We start from the raw sequence: 14,542 nt of genomic DNA, 5'->3' as shown, positions 1-14,542 counted from the left end.
CCGCATGACCGCCATCCGCATCCTCGGCCTCGATCCTGGCCTGCGCCGCACCGGGTGGGGCGTGATCGAGATCGAGGGCGCGCGGCTGACCCACGTGGCCCACGGGGTGATCGTTCCCAAGGACACCGCCCCCTTCTCCGAGCGCCTGCTGGCCCTGTTCGAGGGCATCAGCGAGGTGGTCGCCCTGCACAGTCCGCACGAGGCGGCGGTGGAGGAGACCTTCATGAACAACAACGCCGCCTCGGCCCTGAAGCTCGGCCATGCGCGCGCCATGGCCCTGGTGGTTCCGGCCCGCGCCGGCCTGACCGTCGCCGAATACGCCGCCACCGTGGTCAAGAAGGCCGTGGTGGGGACCGGGGCGGCCGACAAGACCCAGGTCGCCTTCATGATCGCCCGCCTGCTGCCCAAGGCCGGGCCCACCACCGCCGACGCCGCCGATGCGCTCGCCGTCGCCATCGCCCATGCCCATGCCCGCAAGGTGCGGCGGCTGGGAGTGGCCGCATGATCGGGCGGCTGCGGGGCCTGGTGGCCGAGGTTGGCGAGGAGGACGCCCTGATCGACGTGGCCGGGGTCGGCTATGTGGTGCGCTGCGGCTCGCGCACGCTGGGCCACCTGCCGGCGCTGGGCGAGGAGGCGGTGCTGCACGTCGAGACCCAGTGGTCGGAGGCCACCGGCATGCGGCTCTACGGCTTCCTCGGCCGCGACGAACGCCGCGCCTTCGTCATCCTGCAGTCGATCCAGGGCGTCGGCCCCAAGGCGGCCCTGGGCGTGCTCGACATCCTCTCGCCGGCCGAACTTGCCCAGGCCGCGGCCCGCGAGGACAAGGCCGCGGTGGCCCGCGCCAACGGGGTCGGCCCCAAGCTCGCCCTGCGCATCGTCACCGAGCTGAAGGACAAGCCGCTCACCGACGGCCCGGTAGCGGCCTTCCACGCCACGGCGGCGGCCCCGACCCCGCCGCCGCCCTCGGCCGCCGGCGAGGCGGTCTCGGCCCTGATGGGGCTGGGCATCGCCGAGGTGAATGCGCGGCGCGTCGTCGAGCAGGCCGCCCTGCGCCTGGGCGAAGAGGCGACCGTCCAGGCCCTGATCAAGGCCGGCCTGCAGGAGCTAGGACGTTGACCCGCCTGGTCTCCGGCGAGGAAGCCCCTCTGGAGAGCCACGACAAGGCCCTGCGGCCCCAGACCCTGTCCGAATTCGTCGGCCAGGAGCAGGCCAAGGGCAACCTGTCGGTCTTCATCGAGGCGGCCAAGGCCCGCGAGGAGGCCCTGGACCATGTGCTGCTGTTCGGGCCGCCGGGCCTGGGCAAGACCACCCTGGCCCAGATCGTCGCCCGCGAGCTGGGGGTCAATTTCCGCGCCACCTCCGGTCCGGTCCTGGCCAAGGCCGGGGACCTGGCGGCCATCCTGACCAATCTCGAGCCCCGCGACGTCCTGTTCATCGACGAGATCCACCGCCTGCCGGCCAATGTGGAGGAGATCCTCTATCCGGCCATGGAGGACCACGTCCTGGACCTGATCATCGGCGACGGCCCCTCGGCCCGCTCGATCCGGATCGACCTGGCGCCCTTCACCCTGGTGGCCGCCACCACCCGGGCGGGCCTGCTGGCCACCCCCCTGCGCGACCGCTTCGGCATCCCCCTGCGGCTGGAATTCTACACCCACCCCGAGCTGCAGAAGGTGCTGACCCAGGCGGCGCGGAAGATGAACCTTGAGCTGTCGCCGGACGGCGCCCTGGAGATCGCCGCCCGCGCGCGGGGCACCCCGCGGGTGGCCGGGCGCCTGCTGCGGCGGGTCCGCGACTTCGCCGCCGCCGACGGCGCGACCCTCATCGACCGCAAGGTCGCCGCCAAGGCGCTGGCCCGCCTGGACGTCGACGAGGCCGGCCTGGACGCCCTCGACCGCCGCTACCTGCGGGCCCTGATCGAGAACTATGGCGGCGGCCCGGCCGGGGTGGAGACCCTGGCCTACGCCATCGCCGAGGCCCGCGACGCGGTGGAGGACGTTATCGAGCCCTACCTGCTGCAACAGGGCTTCATCCAGCGCACGCCGCGCGGCCGCATGATCTGCGCCAAGGCCTACGCCCACATCGGCCTGACCCCGCCGCCGCAGATCCAGGCCGGGGGCCAGGCGGGGCTTTTCGAGGACGAGTCCTGAAAGACGCCGCTCATCCCGGCGAAGGCCGGGACCCAGCTCCACCTCCAGCGCCTGGCGCCTGATCCACAGCGGCGCCTGCGACATCACCTGAATCGCACAGGTCTTCACCTGGGTCCCGGCCTTCGCCGGGATGAGCGGTCATTGGTCCTCGACCCCGTCGCCCCCAGCCGGGCATAAGGGGGCGATGCGAACCCTTTCCCTGATCCTGCTGGGCGCCGTGCTCTGGTTCGTCGCCGCGGCCTTCATCCGGCTGACCCTGCCCTTCGGCCTGTTCAGCGGCGGGCCCGTCACCCTGGCCCTGTTCGCGATCACCGCCCTGATGTCGCCGGTCCTGGTGAGCGTCGTCCACAGGATCACCGCCGGCGGCCCCGCGCCGCGCCTGCCCACCGCCGCCATCCTCTGCACGGTCGGCGTCCTGCTGGATGCGCTGGCCATGGTCTGGTCGCCGGAGCTCTACGCGGCCAATCCCGCTCGCCTGGTGGGCGGCGCGGCCTGGCTCCTGTTCGGGGTCGGCGCCATCCTGACCGCGGCCATGCTGCAGGACCGTCCCCGATGACCGAACCCTATGCCGGCGAGATCGTCGGCCGCGAGCACCAGCTTCCGGTGCGCATCTATTACGAGGACACCGACTTCACCGGGGTCGTCTATCACGGCCAGTACGTGCGGTTCTTCGAGCGCGGCCGCAGCGACTTCCTGCGGGTGGCGGGCATCGGCCACGCGCAGCTGCTGGACCGCCCGGACCCCGCGGCCTTCACCGTCGTGCGCCTGGAGCTGGACTTCAAGGCGCCGGCCCGCATCGACGACGCCCTGCTGGTGCGCACCACCTATGACCGCATGGCGGGCCCGCGCCTGTTCATCGATCAGAAGATCACCCGCGGCGAGCAGGTGATTGCGCAGGCGGTCGTGGAGGCGGCCTGTATCGATCTCACCGGACGGCCCCGAAAGCCGCCCAAGGAACTCATAGCGACGCTCAGGCCCCTTTTTTGCTAGGGCTTGGCCTTAAGTTCGACACCGCGCCGTTCCAAGCCAATCCTGGCCGGACGCAAACCACGGAGCCCAGGCCGCATGGACCCCGCAGTCCCCGCCGCGATCACGCCCGAGACCTTCTCCTTCATCGCCCTCTTCCTGCGCGCCGACTGGGTCGTGAAGACCGTGATGGCGGGCCTGGCCCTGTCCTCGCTCTGGTCCTGGACGGTGATCATCGACAAGTTCTTCCGCTTCTCGGTGCTGAACGGCCAGGCGGACCGGTTCGAGAACCAGGTCTCCTCCGGCCGCAGCCTGGAGGACATCGCCCAGGAGGCCGGCGAGCGGCCCAAGCACGCCCTGCCCCGCATGCTGCAAGGCGCCCTGCGCGAGTGGCGTGACGCCCGGGCCAAGGGCCTGGCCACCGACACCCAGGCCGCCTTCCTGATCCAGCGCATCGACCGGGTGCTGGACACCACCATCGCCCGCGAGGCGCAGCGGGTGGAGGACGGGCTCGGCTCGCTGGCCATCGTCGCCACCGCCTCGCCCTTCATCGGCCTGTTCGGCACCGTCTGGGGGATCATGCACGCCTTCCAGGAGATCGCGATCCAGAAGAACACCAACCTGGCCGTGGTCGCCCCCTCCATCGCCGAGGCCCTGTTCGCCACCGCCATCGGCCTGATCAGCGCCATCCCCGCCTATATCGCCTACAACAAGTTCTCCACCGACGCCTCGCGCTACACCGCCCGCCTGGAGGGCTTCGCCGACGACCTGTCCACCGCCATCCAGCGGCGGCTGGCGGACCGGACCTAGGGCCATGGCGATCTCGAGCCACGACGCCTTCTCGGCCTCCGGCGGCAGCCGCAGGCGCCGTCGCGGCGGTCGCCGCGGGGCCCTGTCGGAAATCAACGTCACCCCCCTGGTGGACGTGATGCTGGTGCTGCTGATCGTGTTCATGATCTCCGCCCCCCTGCTGACCGTGGGCGTCCCCGTGGAGCTGCCCAAGACCGAGGCCGGCGCCATGGAGGACCAGTCCGAGCCGCTCACCGTCTCCATCCGCGCCGACGGCTCGCTGTTCGTGCAGGAGGACCCCGTCCCCTTCGCGGGACTCGCCCCGCGCCTGCGGGCCATGTCCGGCGACGTCACCGCCAAGCCGATCTATGTGCGGGCCGACGGCCGGGCCTCCTATGCGGTGGTGGCCCAGGTGATGGCCGCCCTGTCGACCTCGGGCTTCAAGTCGATCAACCTCATCACCGACACCGGCGGCCCCTCTTCCGGCGGGACCCCCGCCCCGGACGCCCCGGGGACCTGAGGCCGGCATGACGCGCACCCGGTCGGATTTCTCCGCGGCCATGCTCGCCTCCCTGCTGCTGCACGGCGGGGTGCTGGTGGCCGCCCTGATCTCCTGGCCCTGGCAGAAGCAGCTTCCGGCCGGCACCACCGTGCCCGTCAACATCATCTCCAACGCCACCTATACCGACCTGCGCGCCGCGGCCCAGGCCGCCCAGGAGCAGGCCGCCGCCACCGAGGCGCCCGTCCCCGACGCCCCGCCCGAGCCCGCGCTCGAAACGCCGGCGCCCGAGCCGGTTCCCCCCGCGCCCCAGCCCGCCCCGACGCCGGCCAAGGCGCCGGCCGCGGCCAAGCCCACCGTCGATCCCACCGCCAAGGGCCAGCAGAAGCCGGCGCCCGCCAAGCCCCAGAAGGCGCTGGATCTCGACGCCCTGTCGGCCAGCATCGCCAAGAGCCGCCCCTCCGGCGGCAAGGCCTCGTCGGCCGCCCAGGGCCCGGCCCGCCAGGAGACCGCGCGCGAGGCCCGACCCTCGGCCGGCGCCGGCAAGGGGGTCTCGGCCAGCGCGCTGGCCGGCCTGGTCTCGGAGCTGCAGCGCCGCTGGAACCCCAATTGCGAGGTCGAGGGCGGCCGCGACGTCCGCGTCCGGGTGACCTTCACCCTATCGGCCGGCGGCCAGGTGGTCGGCCCGGTCGAGGCCGGCGGCCAGGAGAATTCGTCCAACCCCGTGGTCCGCGCCGCGGCCGAGCGCGCCATCCGCGCCGTGCGCCAGGCCGCGGCCGAGAAATCCCTGCCCCGCGAGGTCTACGGCCAGGCCTGGGCCCCCACCTTCAACGCCCAGGAAGCCTGCCGATGAGCGCCCCCAAGGAGACCCGTCCCATGCGACTGAAGGCCCTCTGCCTGGCGATCGCCAGCCTGCTGCTGGCCAGCGCCGCCCTGGCCACCCCGGCCCAGGCCCAGATCGAGATCGATGTGAACAAGGGCGACGTCCAGCCCCTGCCCATCGCCGTGCCGGCCTTCGGCGGAACCCGTGGCGCCGACATCGCCCAGGTCATCACCGGCAACCTGGAGCGCTCGGGGCTGTTCGCCCCCATCAACCCCGCCGCGTTCATCGAGAAGGGCCTGGACGTGGCCGTGCAGCCGCGCTTCCCCGACTGGAAGGCGATCAACGCCCAGGCCCTGGTCAACGGCCAGGTCACCGTGGAGGGCGGCCGCCTGCGGGTCGATTTCCGGCTGTGGGACGTCTATTCCGAGCAACAGCTCCTGGGGCTGCAGTTCACCTCCACCCCGGAGAACTGGCGCCGCGTGGCCCACAAGATCTCCGACGCCGTCTATGAGCGCCTGACCGGGGAGAAGGGCTATTTCGACACCCGCATCGTCTTCGTCTCGGAGACCGGCGGACGTCTGAACCGCACCAAGACCCTGGCCATCATGGATCAGGACGGAGCCAATCCCAGCTACCTGACCGACGGCTCCTACATCGTCATGTCGCCCAGGTTCTCGGCCACCAGCCAGGAGATCACCTACATGACCCTGCGGCCGGAGGGCTCGGCCATCTACCTGTTCAACCTGGAGACCGCCCGGCGCGAAAGCATCGGCCAGTTCCCCGGCATGGTCTATGCGCCGCGCTTCTCGCCCGACGGCGGCCGCGTGGCCTTCTCCGTCGAGCGGGGCGGCAACAGCGACATCTATGTGATGAACCTCAAGAGCCGCACCTCGGCGCGCCTGACCTCCGACCCCGGGATCGACACCTCGGCCTCCTTCTCGCCCGACGGGACCAAGATCGTCTTCAACTCCGACCGCGGCGGCTCGCCCCAACTCTACATCATGAATTCCGACGGCTCGGGCGTCCGTCGCATTTCTTATGGATCGGGGCGCTATACCACCCCGGTCTGGAGCCCGGTGGGGGACTTCATCGCCTTCACCAAGCAGACGGGGGGCGAGTTCCACATCGGCGTCATGCGTCCGGACGGTTCGGATGAGCGGCTTTTGACCACCAGCTACCTGGATGAAAGCCCCACCTGGGCGCCGAACGGGCGGGTGCTGATGTTCAGCCGGGAAACGCAGGGCGGACCTCCGCGTTTGTGGACGGTGGATGTAACAGGTCGAATCCTGCGCGCGGCGCCCTATCCGGGTTCCGGGTCAGACCCAGCCTGGTCTCCTCTGCTCAACTGATGAGAGAATTCAGGTGTAACCTTTCCGTAGAGGCGGTCATTTGAATGTCCGGCAGATGGAAATGCAGGTAGAGTTTAGGAAATGGCGCGGTTGGCGCCGGCGAAACCCAGCTTAAGGAGAAGCCCGACATGAGCTTCAGCACCAAGCACGCCCTTCGACTGGCGCTTGTCACCACCGCGGCTCTGTCCATGGCCGCCTGCGCAAGCCGTCCCAAGCCCGGCCCGACGCCCGGCCCGGGTCCCGGCCCCGGCTATCCGTCGCAACCGGGCCCCGGCCCGAGCACGGGCAATGTGGTCCCCGGCTCGATCCAGGACTTCGTGATCAATATCGGCGACCGGGTCTATTTCGACTTCGACCGCTACGACATCCGTTCCGACGCCAGCCCGGTGCTGGACGCCCAGGCCCAATGGCTGGTGCGCTATCCCAGCGTCGCGGTCCGGATCGAAGGCAACGCCGACGAACGCGGCACCCGCGAATACAACCTGGCGCTCGGCGCCCGCCGCGCCAACTCCGTGCGGGAATATCTGGTGAGCCGCGGCGTCTCGCCGGCGCGGATCTCCACCGTGTCCTTCGGCAAGGAACGCCCGATCGATCCGGGCACCAGCGAAGAGGCCTACCAGCGCAACCGGAACGGCCACACGGCCATCACCGGCGGCGCGCGCTAAGGCGCACCACAGTTCGAGGAGAGTGCGAGAGGGGCCCCCGATGCGGGGCCCCTCTTTGCGTTCTGGACTAATCCTATGGACGGGCCCCAATTTGGCCCACCCGACCTGAAGATGATGACCGCATGACCCTTCGCCGCCTCGCCCTCGCCTCCGCCGCCGTCCTGACCCTGGCGACACCCGCCTTCGCCCAGACGCCGATCGATCCGCTGGACGCCCGCGACGCCCGGCGCCTGGACCGCATGGAGCAGGTGATGCGCGAGCTGCGCTCCATCGTCTTCCAGGGCCGCGACTCCGGAAAGCCGGTGGTCGTCCAGCCCGCCGAGACCGACTACCAGCTCCAGGAACTGACCCGCCGCATCGCCGACCTGGAACAGGCCCTGACCCGGGTGAACGGCCAGCTGGAGACCACCAGCCACGACCTCGAACAGGCCAAGCGCGACACCGAGGCCCTGAAGCGGGACAACAAGGCCCTCACCGACCGCCTCGGCGGAGTCGAGCAGCGCCAGGCCGCGCCGGTGGCCGAGGCCCCCGCCCCCGACCTCGCCGGCGGGGCGAGCGTGGCGGCCGGACCGGCCCCCACCGCGTCGGAGGCCTTCACGGCGGCCCGCCAGCTGATGCTCAGCGGCGACTACACCGGCGCCGAGGGCGCCTTCCGCGACTATGTCGACCGCTATGACGACAGCGCCAAGGCGCCGGAGGCCCGCTACTGGCTGGGCAAGACCCTGTCGGCCCGCGCCGCCCACGCCGACGCCGCCCAGGCCTATATCGGCGCCATCCGCGGCTGGCCCGCCACCAGCTGGGCGCCCGACGCCACGGTGGAGCTGGCCCGCGCCCTGGTGGCCCTGAAGAAGCCCGCCGACGCCTGCCAGATCCTCGGTGAGTTCGACCGCCGCTATCCCAAGGCCGCCGCCGCCGTGAAGAGTCGCGCCGCCGCCGCGCGGACCCAAGCCAAGTGCACGGTCTAGAGGCCGTCGTCCGAGAGGCTCTCGACCGCCATCTGCTGAGCGCGAGCGCCGCGCCGATCGCCGTGGCCCTGTCCGGCGGCGGAGATTCCCTGGCCCTGGCCTTGATCGCCGCCGATTGGGCCAAGGCCCATGGCCGGTCGCTGCTCGTCCTCACCGTGGATCACCGCCTGCGCGCCGAGAGCGCGGCCTGGACGCAGGCCTGCGCGGCCACAGCCCGCCGCCTCGGCGCCGGCTTCCGGGCGCTCGCCTGGGAGGGGGAGAAGCCCGCGACCGGCCTGCCCGCCGCGGCGCGGGCCGCCCGCCATCGCCTGATCGCCGAGGCCGCCCGGGACGCGGGAGCCAAGGTGGTCCTGATGGGCCACACCGCCAGCGACCGCCTGGAGGCCGCCGCCATGCGCCGGGCCGGGGCCACGACCCCCAGCCCGCGCGAATGGTCGCCCTCGCCGGCCTGGCCCGAGGGGCGTGACGTCTTCCTGCTGCGCCCCCTCCTGGGTCTGGCCCGGGCCGACCTGCGCGACTGGCTGGCCGCGCGGGGCGAGACCTGGATCGAGGACCCGGCCAATGACGATCCCCGCTTCGCCCGCGCCCGGGCCCGGGCGGGTCTGACGGGCGCGGAGACCGACGAGATGACGCCTGCCCGGGACCTCGCCGGGCTGGCCCGCATCGCCATCGACCTGGGAGGCGGCCTGGCCCTACCGCGGGCGGCCCTCCACGACGCGCCCCAGGCCTTCCTCGCCGCCGCCTGCCTCTGCGCCGCCGGGACCCGCCGCCCGCCGCGCAGCGACCGCCTGGAGCGGCTGGCGGAGGCCTTGAAGGGCGCGGGCGATCTCACCGCCACCCTGGCGGGCGCGCGGATCGAGGCCGACGCGGGCGGCGAGGTGCGGTTCCTGCGCGACACGGGCCGGGAGGGCCTGGCGCCGCTGACCCTGGCGGCCGGGGAAACCGGTGTCTGGGACGGCAGGTTCGAGATCACCGCCGGCCGGCCGGTCACGGTCCAGGCGCTGAGCGGCCATGCCGCCGGCCTGCCGTCGGTTCAGCGCGCGGCCCTTCACCGCCTGCCCGCCGGAGCGCGCGGAACCCTGCCGTTCGTCGTGGGGGAAGGCTCGCCGGTCCTCGCGGCCCTGCCGGGGCTGGCGGCGCGGCCCTTGGCCCTGGACCGACTGCGGAGCGCCTGCGAGGCTGTGGAACTGGAACCGGCCTAGCCGCCGACCAGGGTTCTCTGCTAGTCAGCGCCCTGGGCGGCCAAAGCCGGCCCGAACCCGAGCCATGGAAGGAGATCGTCATGCGTCAGACCGCCGACCTTCAACCTTCAAACTCGGGTTTCAATGGACCTATTCAAATGGCTGGCGCGGCTCCTCGCGCCTAGGCGTCGTCGCGCGCCTCAGCAGGATCGCGCCCTCATCCGGCGCCGACTGTCGGGAAGACTATCGGCTCATCTGCGGAGAGACGTCGGGATCGAAGATACCCTCGACTGAGGTCGGGCCCGCGGCCGCGAGGCCGCGGGCTAACTGCCCGCCATCACATGCTCGATGCCGACGATGATCGGATCGGCGAACCGCTTGCCTAGCAGGGTGGAGTGGTTGGCGCCGGCGATGTCGGCCACATAGCCCCGCGCCGAGGCGTGGGCCGGGGCCGCCTGGACGGCCTTCAGCCGGGCCGGCAGCCGCGTGCCGCCGGCGTTCACCACCGCCACCGGCAGGCTGGGATCATAATGTCCGATCTCGCGCCCCTGGGCCGAGGTGGCCGCCCAGTGGGCCACCTCCTCCGCCGACCAGTGGGCGTGGCTGGCTAGGCCGTAGATGCGCCGCTTCTCGGTGGAGGCCTCGCCCTCCAGGCCGATCTTGTCGCCCACCACCAGGGCGAAGGGCTTCATGAAGCCGATCCCGGACCAGCGGCCCACCAGCTTCATGGCTCGCCGGAAACCGTGGATGGCGCGCGCGGCGGCGGGGATCTCAATGGTCTCCGGAGTGACGGCGTCCACCAGCACGACGCCGGTGACCCGCTCGCGATTGCGTCCGACGAAGACCCGCAGCAGCAGGCCGCCCATGGAATGGCCCACCAGGATCAGGGGACCGGTCTCCCCCAGATGGGCCAGCAGGGCCTCCAGGTCGGCGGCGATGGCCCGTCCGTCGCGGGGCCGGGGGCCGGGGTCGGAATAGCCCAGGCCCGCCCGGTCATAGGCCAGGCTGCGCAGGCCCTTCTCCGCCAGCCGCTGCTGCACCACGGCCCAGTCGGCGGCGCAGCCGAAGGCGCCGCATTCCAGGACGATCAGGGGCTCGGCCGACGCTTCGCCGGCCCGGACCACGCGCAGCCGCCGCCCGCCGATATCGACGAGGGCGCCGCGCGTGGGATGGAATCCGGCCTTGGCCATGGGCGAGACTTAGGAGTCCCGGCCGGTCAGGCGCAAGGCCGGTTTGCGGCTATTTCCAGACGACCGTCTGGGGCGCCTCGGAAGACCCGTAGTCGATCTCCACGCGGGTCACCGCCTTGGCGCCGGCCGGCACGTCGAAAGGCGCCCGCGCGGTGGTCGGCTTGAAGGCCACCGGCGCCCCGCCGTCGAAGCTGACGCGGACGTTGCGCACCCCCGTCTCCGGATTGGCCAGGAACTTGGGCTGGTCGGCCGCCGTCCCGGTCTCGGTGATCTGGAAGAAGCGCTTGGTCTGGCTGGCGCCGGCGTACCACAGGATGTTGAGCTGCTGGCCCCCGACCCGCCAGTTGGGGGTCATGGCGACCTTGGCCGTCGACCCCTTGGTCTTGATCTCGACGCTCTGGGCCGGAAGGATGCCGTGGGCGCCCTCGGCGGTGGAGAGCGCCAGACCGGCCGGCGCCGCCGGGGCCGCGGGTTCGCTCTTCGCGCAGGCGGCGAGCGAGGCACTCAGTAGAAGGACGGACGCGAGCGCAAGCCCGCTAAAGCCTGAACGCATGGGTCGTTTCCTCGTTTTTTATGACACGAGGATGGGCACAAGCTTGGCCATGCACAAGGCCGTGCGCGGAAGCCTTACTGGGGTTAGGTTCGCGGCCGCACGGAGGGGGATTCGACCATGCTGCGACTCATTCTGGCGATGATTCTCGGGCCCCTGATCGGCCTCGTGGTGCTGGGGGTCGTCGACGGGGCGGCCAACATGATCTTCCCGCCGCCGCCCGGGGTGAATCTCACCGATCCGGCGGCCATCCGCGCGGCCACCGCGGTCCTCCCCTTCGGCGCCCAGGTGGGCACGATCCTGGCCTGGCTGCTGGGGGCGCTGGCCGCCGCCTGGAGCGCCAACCTGATCGCCGGGCGGCGCGCCCTGGCCGGCCGCATCGTCAGCGGCCTGTTCCTGGCCTTCGCCGCCTGGACGATGGCCACCACCGCCTATCCGTTGTGGACGCGGGCGGGCCTGGTGATCGCGGTGCTGGTGGCGGCGGTCGCGGCGGACCGCGCGTCCGGAAGGGCCCGGACCTAGCCGTTCAGCTGCAGCCGCTGCTTGACCCGGCCGCCCTTGCCCTTCTTGCCCTTGGCGGCCTTGGCCTCCATCAGCGCCTTCTTGCTCTCCGGAATCTCCGAGACATAGGCGATGCGGACGCGGGGGGAGACATAGGAGGCCAGCTTGATGGGCAGGTCCTGGGCGGTCGCGAACTCGCGGTTCATGAAGACCAGGGGATTGAGCGGCTTGTCGTCCTGGCGGATCTCGAAGTGGACGTGCGGGCCGGTGGAGGTGCCGCTGGAGCCCATGCGGCCGATCGGCTTGCCGGCCTCGACATAGGCGCCCTTGCGGGCGCCGCGTTCGATCTTGCCCAGGTGGGCGTAGAAGCTGGTGAGGCCGACCCCGTGCTCGATCTCGACATAGCGTCCGTAGGAGGGGCTCTCGCCGGCGCGGACCACGATGCCGTCGGCCACGGCCACGACCTTGGTGCCGGTGGGGCCGGCGATGTCGACGCCCTCGTGCAGGCGGCCATGGTCTTCCCAGGGCAGCCGGCGCAGGCCGAAGGGGGAGTTGATCAGTTGTCCGGGCACGGGGTTGCCGCACTCGAACACCGGCGGCGGCGGCGCGGGCTCGGCGGCGGGCGCGACGGGCTCCGCCGGAGCCGAGGCCACGGGCTTCTGCTTGACGTCGGGCAAGGCGGCGTAGGCGACGGTGACCGCGGCCAGGCCCAGCACCACCGCGGCGGCGGTCTCCAGGCCGAAATGGCGTACGCGATCGGTCGCCGACGAGGACTTCGAACTCAAACGGAACCTCTTCCAGTAAAGTCGAGCTTTAAACTCGTCCGCTAGAGGTTATGCGGACAGCGTCGACGATTTCCCACGGATGTGCGCGGGCTAGATGCCGGGTCTTTGGGACGAAAAGACGGCAGGGTTAATGGAATACCTTTGACCTATTGTCGCGGCGTCGAACGGAGCGCCACCATAGAGTCGACTGGTAAACGGTGTTCTTACAGGCCTGCGACAAAATGGCAGGCAGGGCGCCGCCGGGTCTTGACTAGACTCCGGCGGCGGCCAGGCGTCAGAGCGCCTTGAGGATGCCCTCGACCATCTTCTTGGCGTCCCCGAACAGCATCATGGTGTTGTCGCGGAAGAAGAGTTCGTTCTCGACCCCGGCATAGCCCGAGCTCATGCCGCGCTTCACGAACAGCACGGTGCGGGCCTTTTCGACGTCCAGGATCGGCATGCCGTAGATGGCGCTGGTGGGGTCGGTCTTGGCGGCCGGGTTGGTGACGTCGTTGGCGCCGATCACGAAGGCCACGTCGGCGGTGGGGAACTCGGCGTTGATGTCCTCCAGCTCGAAGACCTCGTCATAGGGGACGTTGGCCTCGGCCAGCAGCACGTTCATGTGCCCGGGCATGCGGCCGGCGACGGGGTGGATGGCGTACTTCACCTCCACGCCCTCCTCCTTCAGCTTGTCGCCCATTTCGCGCAGGGCGTGCTGGGCCTGGCTGACGGCCATGCCGTAGCCGGGGACGATGATGACCTTCGACGCATTCTTCATGATGAAGGCCGCGTCGTCCGCCGAGCCCTGCTTGACCGGCCGGGTCTCGACCTTGCCGCCGCTGGCCGCGGCCGCGTCATCAGCCCCGAACCCGCCCAGGATCACGGAGATGAAGCTGCGGTTCATCGCCTTGCACATGATGTAGCTGAGGATCGCGCCCGACGAGCCCACCAGGGCCCCGGTGATGATCAGGGTGACGTTCTCGAGGGTGAAGCCGAGCGCCGCCGCCGCCCAGCCGGAATAGCTGTTCAGCATGGACACCACGACGGGCATGTCGGCGCCGCCGATGGGGATGATCAGGGTGATCCCGATCAGCAGGCTGAGGCCGGCGATGGCCCAGAAGGCCCAGATCGCCTGGCCGCCGCTCATCACCAGCACCACCACCAGGGCGACGATGGCCAGCGCGATGACGATGTTCAGCAGGTGGCGGGCGGGCAGCAGGATCGGCGCGCCGCTCATGTTGCCGTTCAGCTTCAGGGCCGCGATGATCGAGCCGGTCAGGGTCACGGCCCCGATGGCCAGGCCGAGGCTCAGCTCCACCAAGGAGTTGAGGTGGATCTGGCCGTTCTCGCCGAGGATGCCGTAGGCGGCGGGCGTATAGATGGCGGCGACCGCCACCAGGCAGGCCGCGGCGCCCACCAGGCTGTGGAAGGTGGCCACCAGCTGGGGCATGGAGGTCATGGCGACCCGGCGCGCGATCACCGCGCCCACCGTGCCGCCGATGGCGACGCCGCCGACGATCAGGCCCAGCGTGATGGTGTCCAGCGCCTGCTGGCCCCACAGGGTCAGCAGGGTGGTGCCCACCGCGATGGCCATACCGATCATGCCGTTGCGGTTGCCCGCCTGGCTGGTGGTGGGGCTCGACAGGCCGCGCAGGGCCAGGATGAAGAGGACGCCCGAGACGATGTAGGCGATGGCCGCGAGGTTGGCGTTCACTTCGCGGCTTCCTTCTTCACGGGGTCTTTTTTCTTGTACATCGCCAGCATGCGCTGGGTGACCAGGAAGCCGCCGAAGATGTTCACGGCGGCGAAGGCCGCGGCGACAGCGCCGGCCCCCTTGGAGATCAGCACCGTGCCGGTGAGGCCGGCCTCGGGGGCGCCATGGGCGGCGGCGGCCAGCAGCGCGCCGACGATGATCACCGAGGAGATGGCGTTGGTCACCGCCATCAGCGGGGTGTGCAGGGCGGGCGTCACGCTCCAGACGACATAGTAGCCGACGAAGATCGCCAGCACGAAGATCGCCAGGCGGAAGACTGTGGGGTCGACGGCTTCCATTAGTGTGCTCCAACTCCCGGTGTCATCCCGGTTTCCGCGCAGCGGAAGACCGGGACCCAGACGCGCGGGGTCTTCAGGATGGATCGGTGAGTATGGGT

The 14,542-nt window shown here is 70.9% G+C and carries 18 protein-coding genes; 13 read left to right on the top strand and 5 right to left on the bottom strand.

Annotated elements, in window-relative coordinates; translation table 11 throughout:
* The first annotated feature begins 4 nt into the window (after positions 1–4).
* The 12 genes from ruvC to tilS all read left to right on the top strand — a co-directional run bounded on the left by ruvC (position 5) and on the right by tilS (position 9,408).
* On the top strand, positions 5–505 hold the full coding sequence (ruvC, locus tag AC1RN5_RS00510) for a crossover junction endodeoxyribonuclease RuvC (RefSeq protein ID WP_493039339.1): 501 nt from the start codon (positions 5–7) through the stop codon (positions 503–505).
* Positions 502–1,116: a Holliday junction branch migration protein RuvA gene (gene ruvA / locus AC1RN5_RS00505; protein WP_493039338.1), complete on the top strand. Its 615-nt coding sequence runs from the start codon at positions 502–504 to the stop codon at positions 1,114–1,116. The genes ruvC and ruvA overlap by 4 nt, the downstream gene beginning before the upstream one ends.
* On the top strand, positions 1,113–2,150 hold the full coding sequence (ruvB, locus tag AC1RN5_RS00500; RefSeq protein WP_493039337.1) for a Holliday junction branch migration DNA helicase RuvB: 1,038 nt from the start codon (positions 1,113–1,115) through the stop codon (positions 2,148–2,150). Before ruvA ends, ruvB begins: the two co-directional genes overlap by 4 nt.
* 184 nt (positions 2,151–2,334) lie before the next feature.
* Entirely contained in the window at positions 2,335–2,706 is a 372-nt protein-coding gene (locus AC1RN5_RS00495) for a hypothetical protein (RefSeq protein ID WP_493039336.1), read from the top strand.
* Positions 2,703–3,140 (top strand): YbgC/FadM family acyl-CoA thioesterase, encoded by a 438-nt coding sequence (locus tag AC1RN5_RS00490; protein ID WP_493039335.1) that lies wholly within the window; start codon positions 2,703–2,705, stop codon positions 3,138–3,140. The genes AC1RN5_RS00495 and AC1RN5_RS00490 overlap by 4 nt, the downstream gene beginning before the upstream one ends.
* A 75-nt stretch (positions 3,141–3,215) precedes the next feature.
* Positions 3,216–3,926 carry a protein TolQ gene (tolQ, locus tag AC1RN5_RS00485; protein ID WP_421933140.1) on the top strand — a complete coding sequence of 237 codons (711 nt, stop codon included), beginning with the start codon at positions 3,216–3,218 and terminating at the stop codon, positions 3,924–3,926.
* A gap of 4 nt (positions 3,927–3,930) precedes the next feature.
* Positions 3,931–4,425 carry an ExbD/TolR family protein gene (locus tag AC1RN5_RS00480; RefSeq protein WP_421933141.1) on the top strand — a complete coding sequence of 165 codons (495 nt, stop codon included), beginning with the start codon at positions 3,931–3,933 and terminating at the stop codon, positions 4,423–4,425.
* 7 nt (positions 4,426–4,432) lie between these two features.
* Positions 4,433–5,257, top strand: a complete 825-nt coding sequence (locus tag AC1RN5_RS00475) for an energy transducer TonB (protein ID WP_493039334.1) — start codon at positions 4,433–4,435, stop codon at positions 5,255–5,257.
* 23 nt (positions 5,258–5,280) lie between these two features.
* On the top strand, positions 5,281–6,576 hold the full coding sequence (tolB, locus tag AC1RN5_RS00470) for a Tol-Pal system beta propeller repeat protein TolB (RefSeq protein ID WP_493041460.1): 1,296 nt from the start codon (positions 5,281–5,283) through the stop codon (positions 6,574–6,576).
* Positions 6,577–6,704: 128 nt separating this feature from the next.
* A complete protein-coding gene (pal, locus tag AC1RN5_RS00465; protein WP_421933143.1) occupies positions 6,705–7,241 on the top strand; it encodes a peptidoglycan-associated lipoprotein Pal in 537 nt (178 codons plus the stop codon).
* Between the two features lie 122 nt (positions 7,242–7,363).
* A complete protein-coding gene (ybgF, locus tag AC1RN5_RS00460; protein ID WP_493039333.1) occupies positions 7,364–8,206 on the top strand; it encodes a tol-pal system protein YbgF in 843 nt (280 codons plus the stop codon).
* Positions 8,194–9,408 (top strand): tRNA lysidine(34) synthetase TilS, encoded by a 1,215-nt coding sequence (tilS, locus tag AC1RN5_RS00455; RefSeq protein ID WP_493039332.1) that lies wholly within the window; start codon positions 8,194–8,196, stop codon positions 9,406–9,408. The genes ybgF and tilS overlap by 13 nt, the downstream gene beginning before the upstream one ends.
* A gap of 302 nt (positions 9,409–9,710) precedes the next feature.
* Here the strand turns inward: tilS and AC1RN5_RS00450 are convergent, their stop codons facing one another.
* Together AC1RN5_RS00450 and AC1RN5_RS00445 are read right to left on the bottom strand one after the other, a co-directional pair.
* Positions 9,711–10,577, bottom strand: a complete 867-nt coding sequence (locus tag AC1RN5_RS00450) for an alpha/beta fold hydrolase (RefSeq protein ID WP_493039331.1) — start codon at positions 10,575–10,577, stop codon at positions 9,711–9,713.
* Between the two features lie 49 nt (positions 10,578–10,626).
* Positions 10,627–11,130 carry a hypothetical protein gene (locus tag AC1RN5_RS00445; protein ID WP_493039330.1) on the bottom strand — a complete coding sequence of 168 codons (504 nt, stop codon included), beginning with the start codon at positions 11,128–11,130 and terminating at the stop codon, positions 10,627–10,629.
* Positions 11,131–11,247: 117 nt separating this feature from the next.
* On the opposite strand from AC1RN5_RS00445, the gene AC1RN5_RS00440 reads away from it, so the two are divergent.
* Positions 11,248–11,649 carry a hypothetical protein gene (locus AC1RN5_RS00440; protein ID WP_493039329.1) on the top strand — a complete coding sequence of 134 codons (402 nt, stop codon included), beginning with the start codon at positions 11,248–11,250 and terminating at the stop codon, positions 11,647–11,649.
* Here the strand turns inward: AC1RN5_RS00440 and AC1RN5_RS00435 are convergent.
* The 3 genes from AC1RN5_RS00435 to AC1RN5_RS00425 all read right to left on the bottom strand — a co-directional run bounded on the left by AC1RN5_RS00435 (position 11,646) and on the right by AC1RN5_RS00425 (position 14,444).
* Entirely contained in the window at positions 11,646–12,413 is a 768-nt protein-coding gene (locus tag AC1RN5_RS00435; RefSeq protein WP_493039328.1) for a M23 family metallopeptidase, read from the bottom strand. The two genes, AC1RN5_RS00440 and AC1RN5_RS00435, sit on opposite strands and share 4 nt — an antisense overlap.
* Before the next feature lie 274 nt (positions 12,414–12,687).
* The gene (locus tag AC1RN5_RS00430) at positions 12,688–14,106 is read right to left on the bottom strand and encodes an NAD(P)(+) transhydrogenase (Re/Si-specific) subunit beta (protein WP_493039327.1); all 1,419 of its coding nucleotides are present in this window, start codon (positions 14,104–14,106) and stop codon (positions 12,688–12,690) included.
* The gene (locus tag AC1RN5_RS00425; protein WP_421933151.1) at positions 14,103–14,444 is read right to left on the bottom strand and encodes a proton-translocating transhydrogenase family protein; all 342 of its coding nucleotides are present in this window, start codon (positions 14,442–14,444) and stop codon (positions 14,103–14,105) included. Before AC1RN5_RS00425 ends, AC1RN5_RS00430 begins: the two co-directional genes overlap by 4 nt.
* Positions 14,445–14,542 lie beyond the last annotated feature (98 nt).

This window comes from Phenylobacterium sp. GW821-FHT12F10 (assembly GCF_058806695.1).
This window is presented reverse-complemented; position numbering and strand designations above follow the sequence as displayed.

Coding starts and splice junctions, on each gene's coding strand:
- ruvC (WP_493039339.1), top strand. CDS start 5: ATGACCGCCATCCGCATCCTCGGCCTCGATCCTGGCCTGCGCCGCACC.
- ruvA (WP_493039338.1), top strand. CDS start 502: ATGATCGGGCGGCTGCGGGGCCTGGTGGCCGAGGTTGGCGAGGAGGAC.
- AC1RN5_RS00495 (WP_493039336.1), top strand. CDS start 2,335: ATGCGAACCCTTTCCCTGATCCTGCTGGGCGCCGTGCTCTGGTTCGTC.
- AC1RN5_RS00490 (WP_493039335.1), top strand. CDS start 2,703: ATGACCGAACCCTATGCCGGCGAGATCGTCGGCCGCGAGCACCAGCTT.
- tolQ (WP_421933140.1), top strand. CDS start 3,216: ATGGACCCCGCAGTCCCCGCCGCGATCACGCCCGAGACCTTCTCCTTC.
- AC1RN5_RS00480 (WP_421933141.1), top strand. CDS start 3,931: ATGGCGATCTCGAGCCACGACGCCTTCTCGGCCTCCGGCGGCAGCCGC.
- AC1RN5_RS00475 (WP_493039334.1), top strand. CDS start 4,433: ATGACGCGCACCCGGTCGGATTTCTCCGCGGCCATGCTCGCCTCCCTG.
- tolB (WP_493041460.1), top strand. CDS start 5,281: ATGCGACTGAAGGCCCTCTGCCTGGCGATCGCCAGCCTGCTGCTGGCC.
- pal (WP_421933143.1), top strand. CDS start 6,705: ATGAGCTTCAGCACCAAGCACGCCCTTCGACTGGCGCTTGTCACCACC.
- ybgF (WP_493039333.1), top strand. CDS start 7,364: ATGACCCTTCGCCGCCTCGCCCTCGCCTCCGCCGCCGTCCTGACCCTG.
- AC1RN5_RS00450 (WP_493039331.1), bottom strand. CDS start 10,577: ATGGCCAAGGCCGGATTCCATCCCACGCGCGGCGCCCTCGTCGATATC.
- AC1RN5_RS00445 (WP_493039330.1), bottom strand. CDS start 11,130: ATGCGTTCAGGCTTTAGCGGGCTTGCGCTCGCGTCCGTCCTTCTACTG.
- AC1RN5_RS00440 (WP_493039329.1), top strand. CDS start 11,248: ATGCTGCGACTCATTCTGGCGATGATTCTCGGGCCCCTGATCGGCCTC.
- AC1RN5_RS00425 (WP_421933151.1), bottom strand. CDS start 14,444: ATGGAAGCCGTCGACCCCACAGTCTTCCGCCTGGCGATCTTCGTGCTG.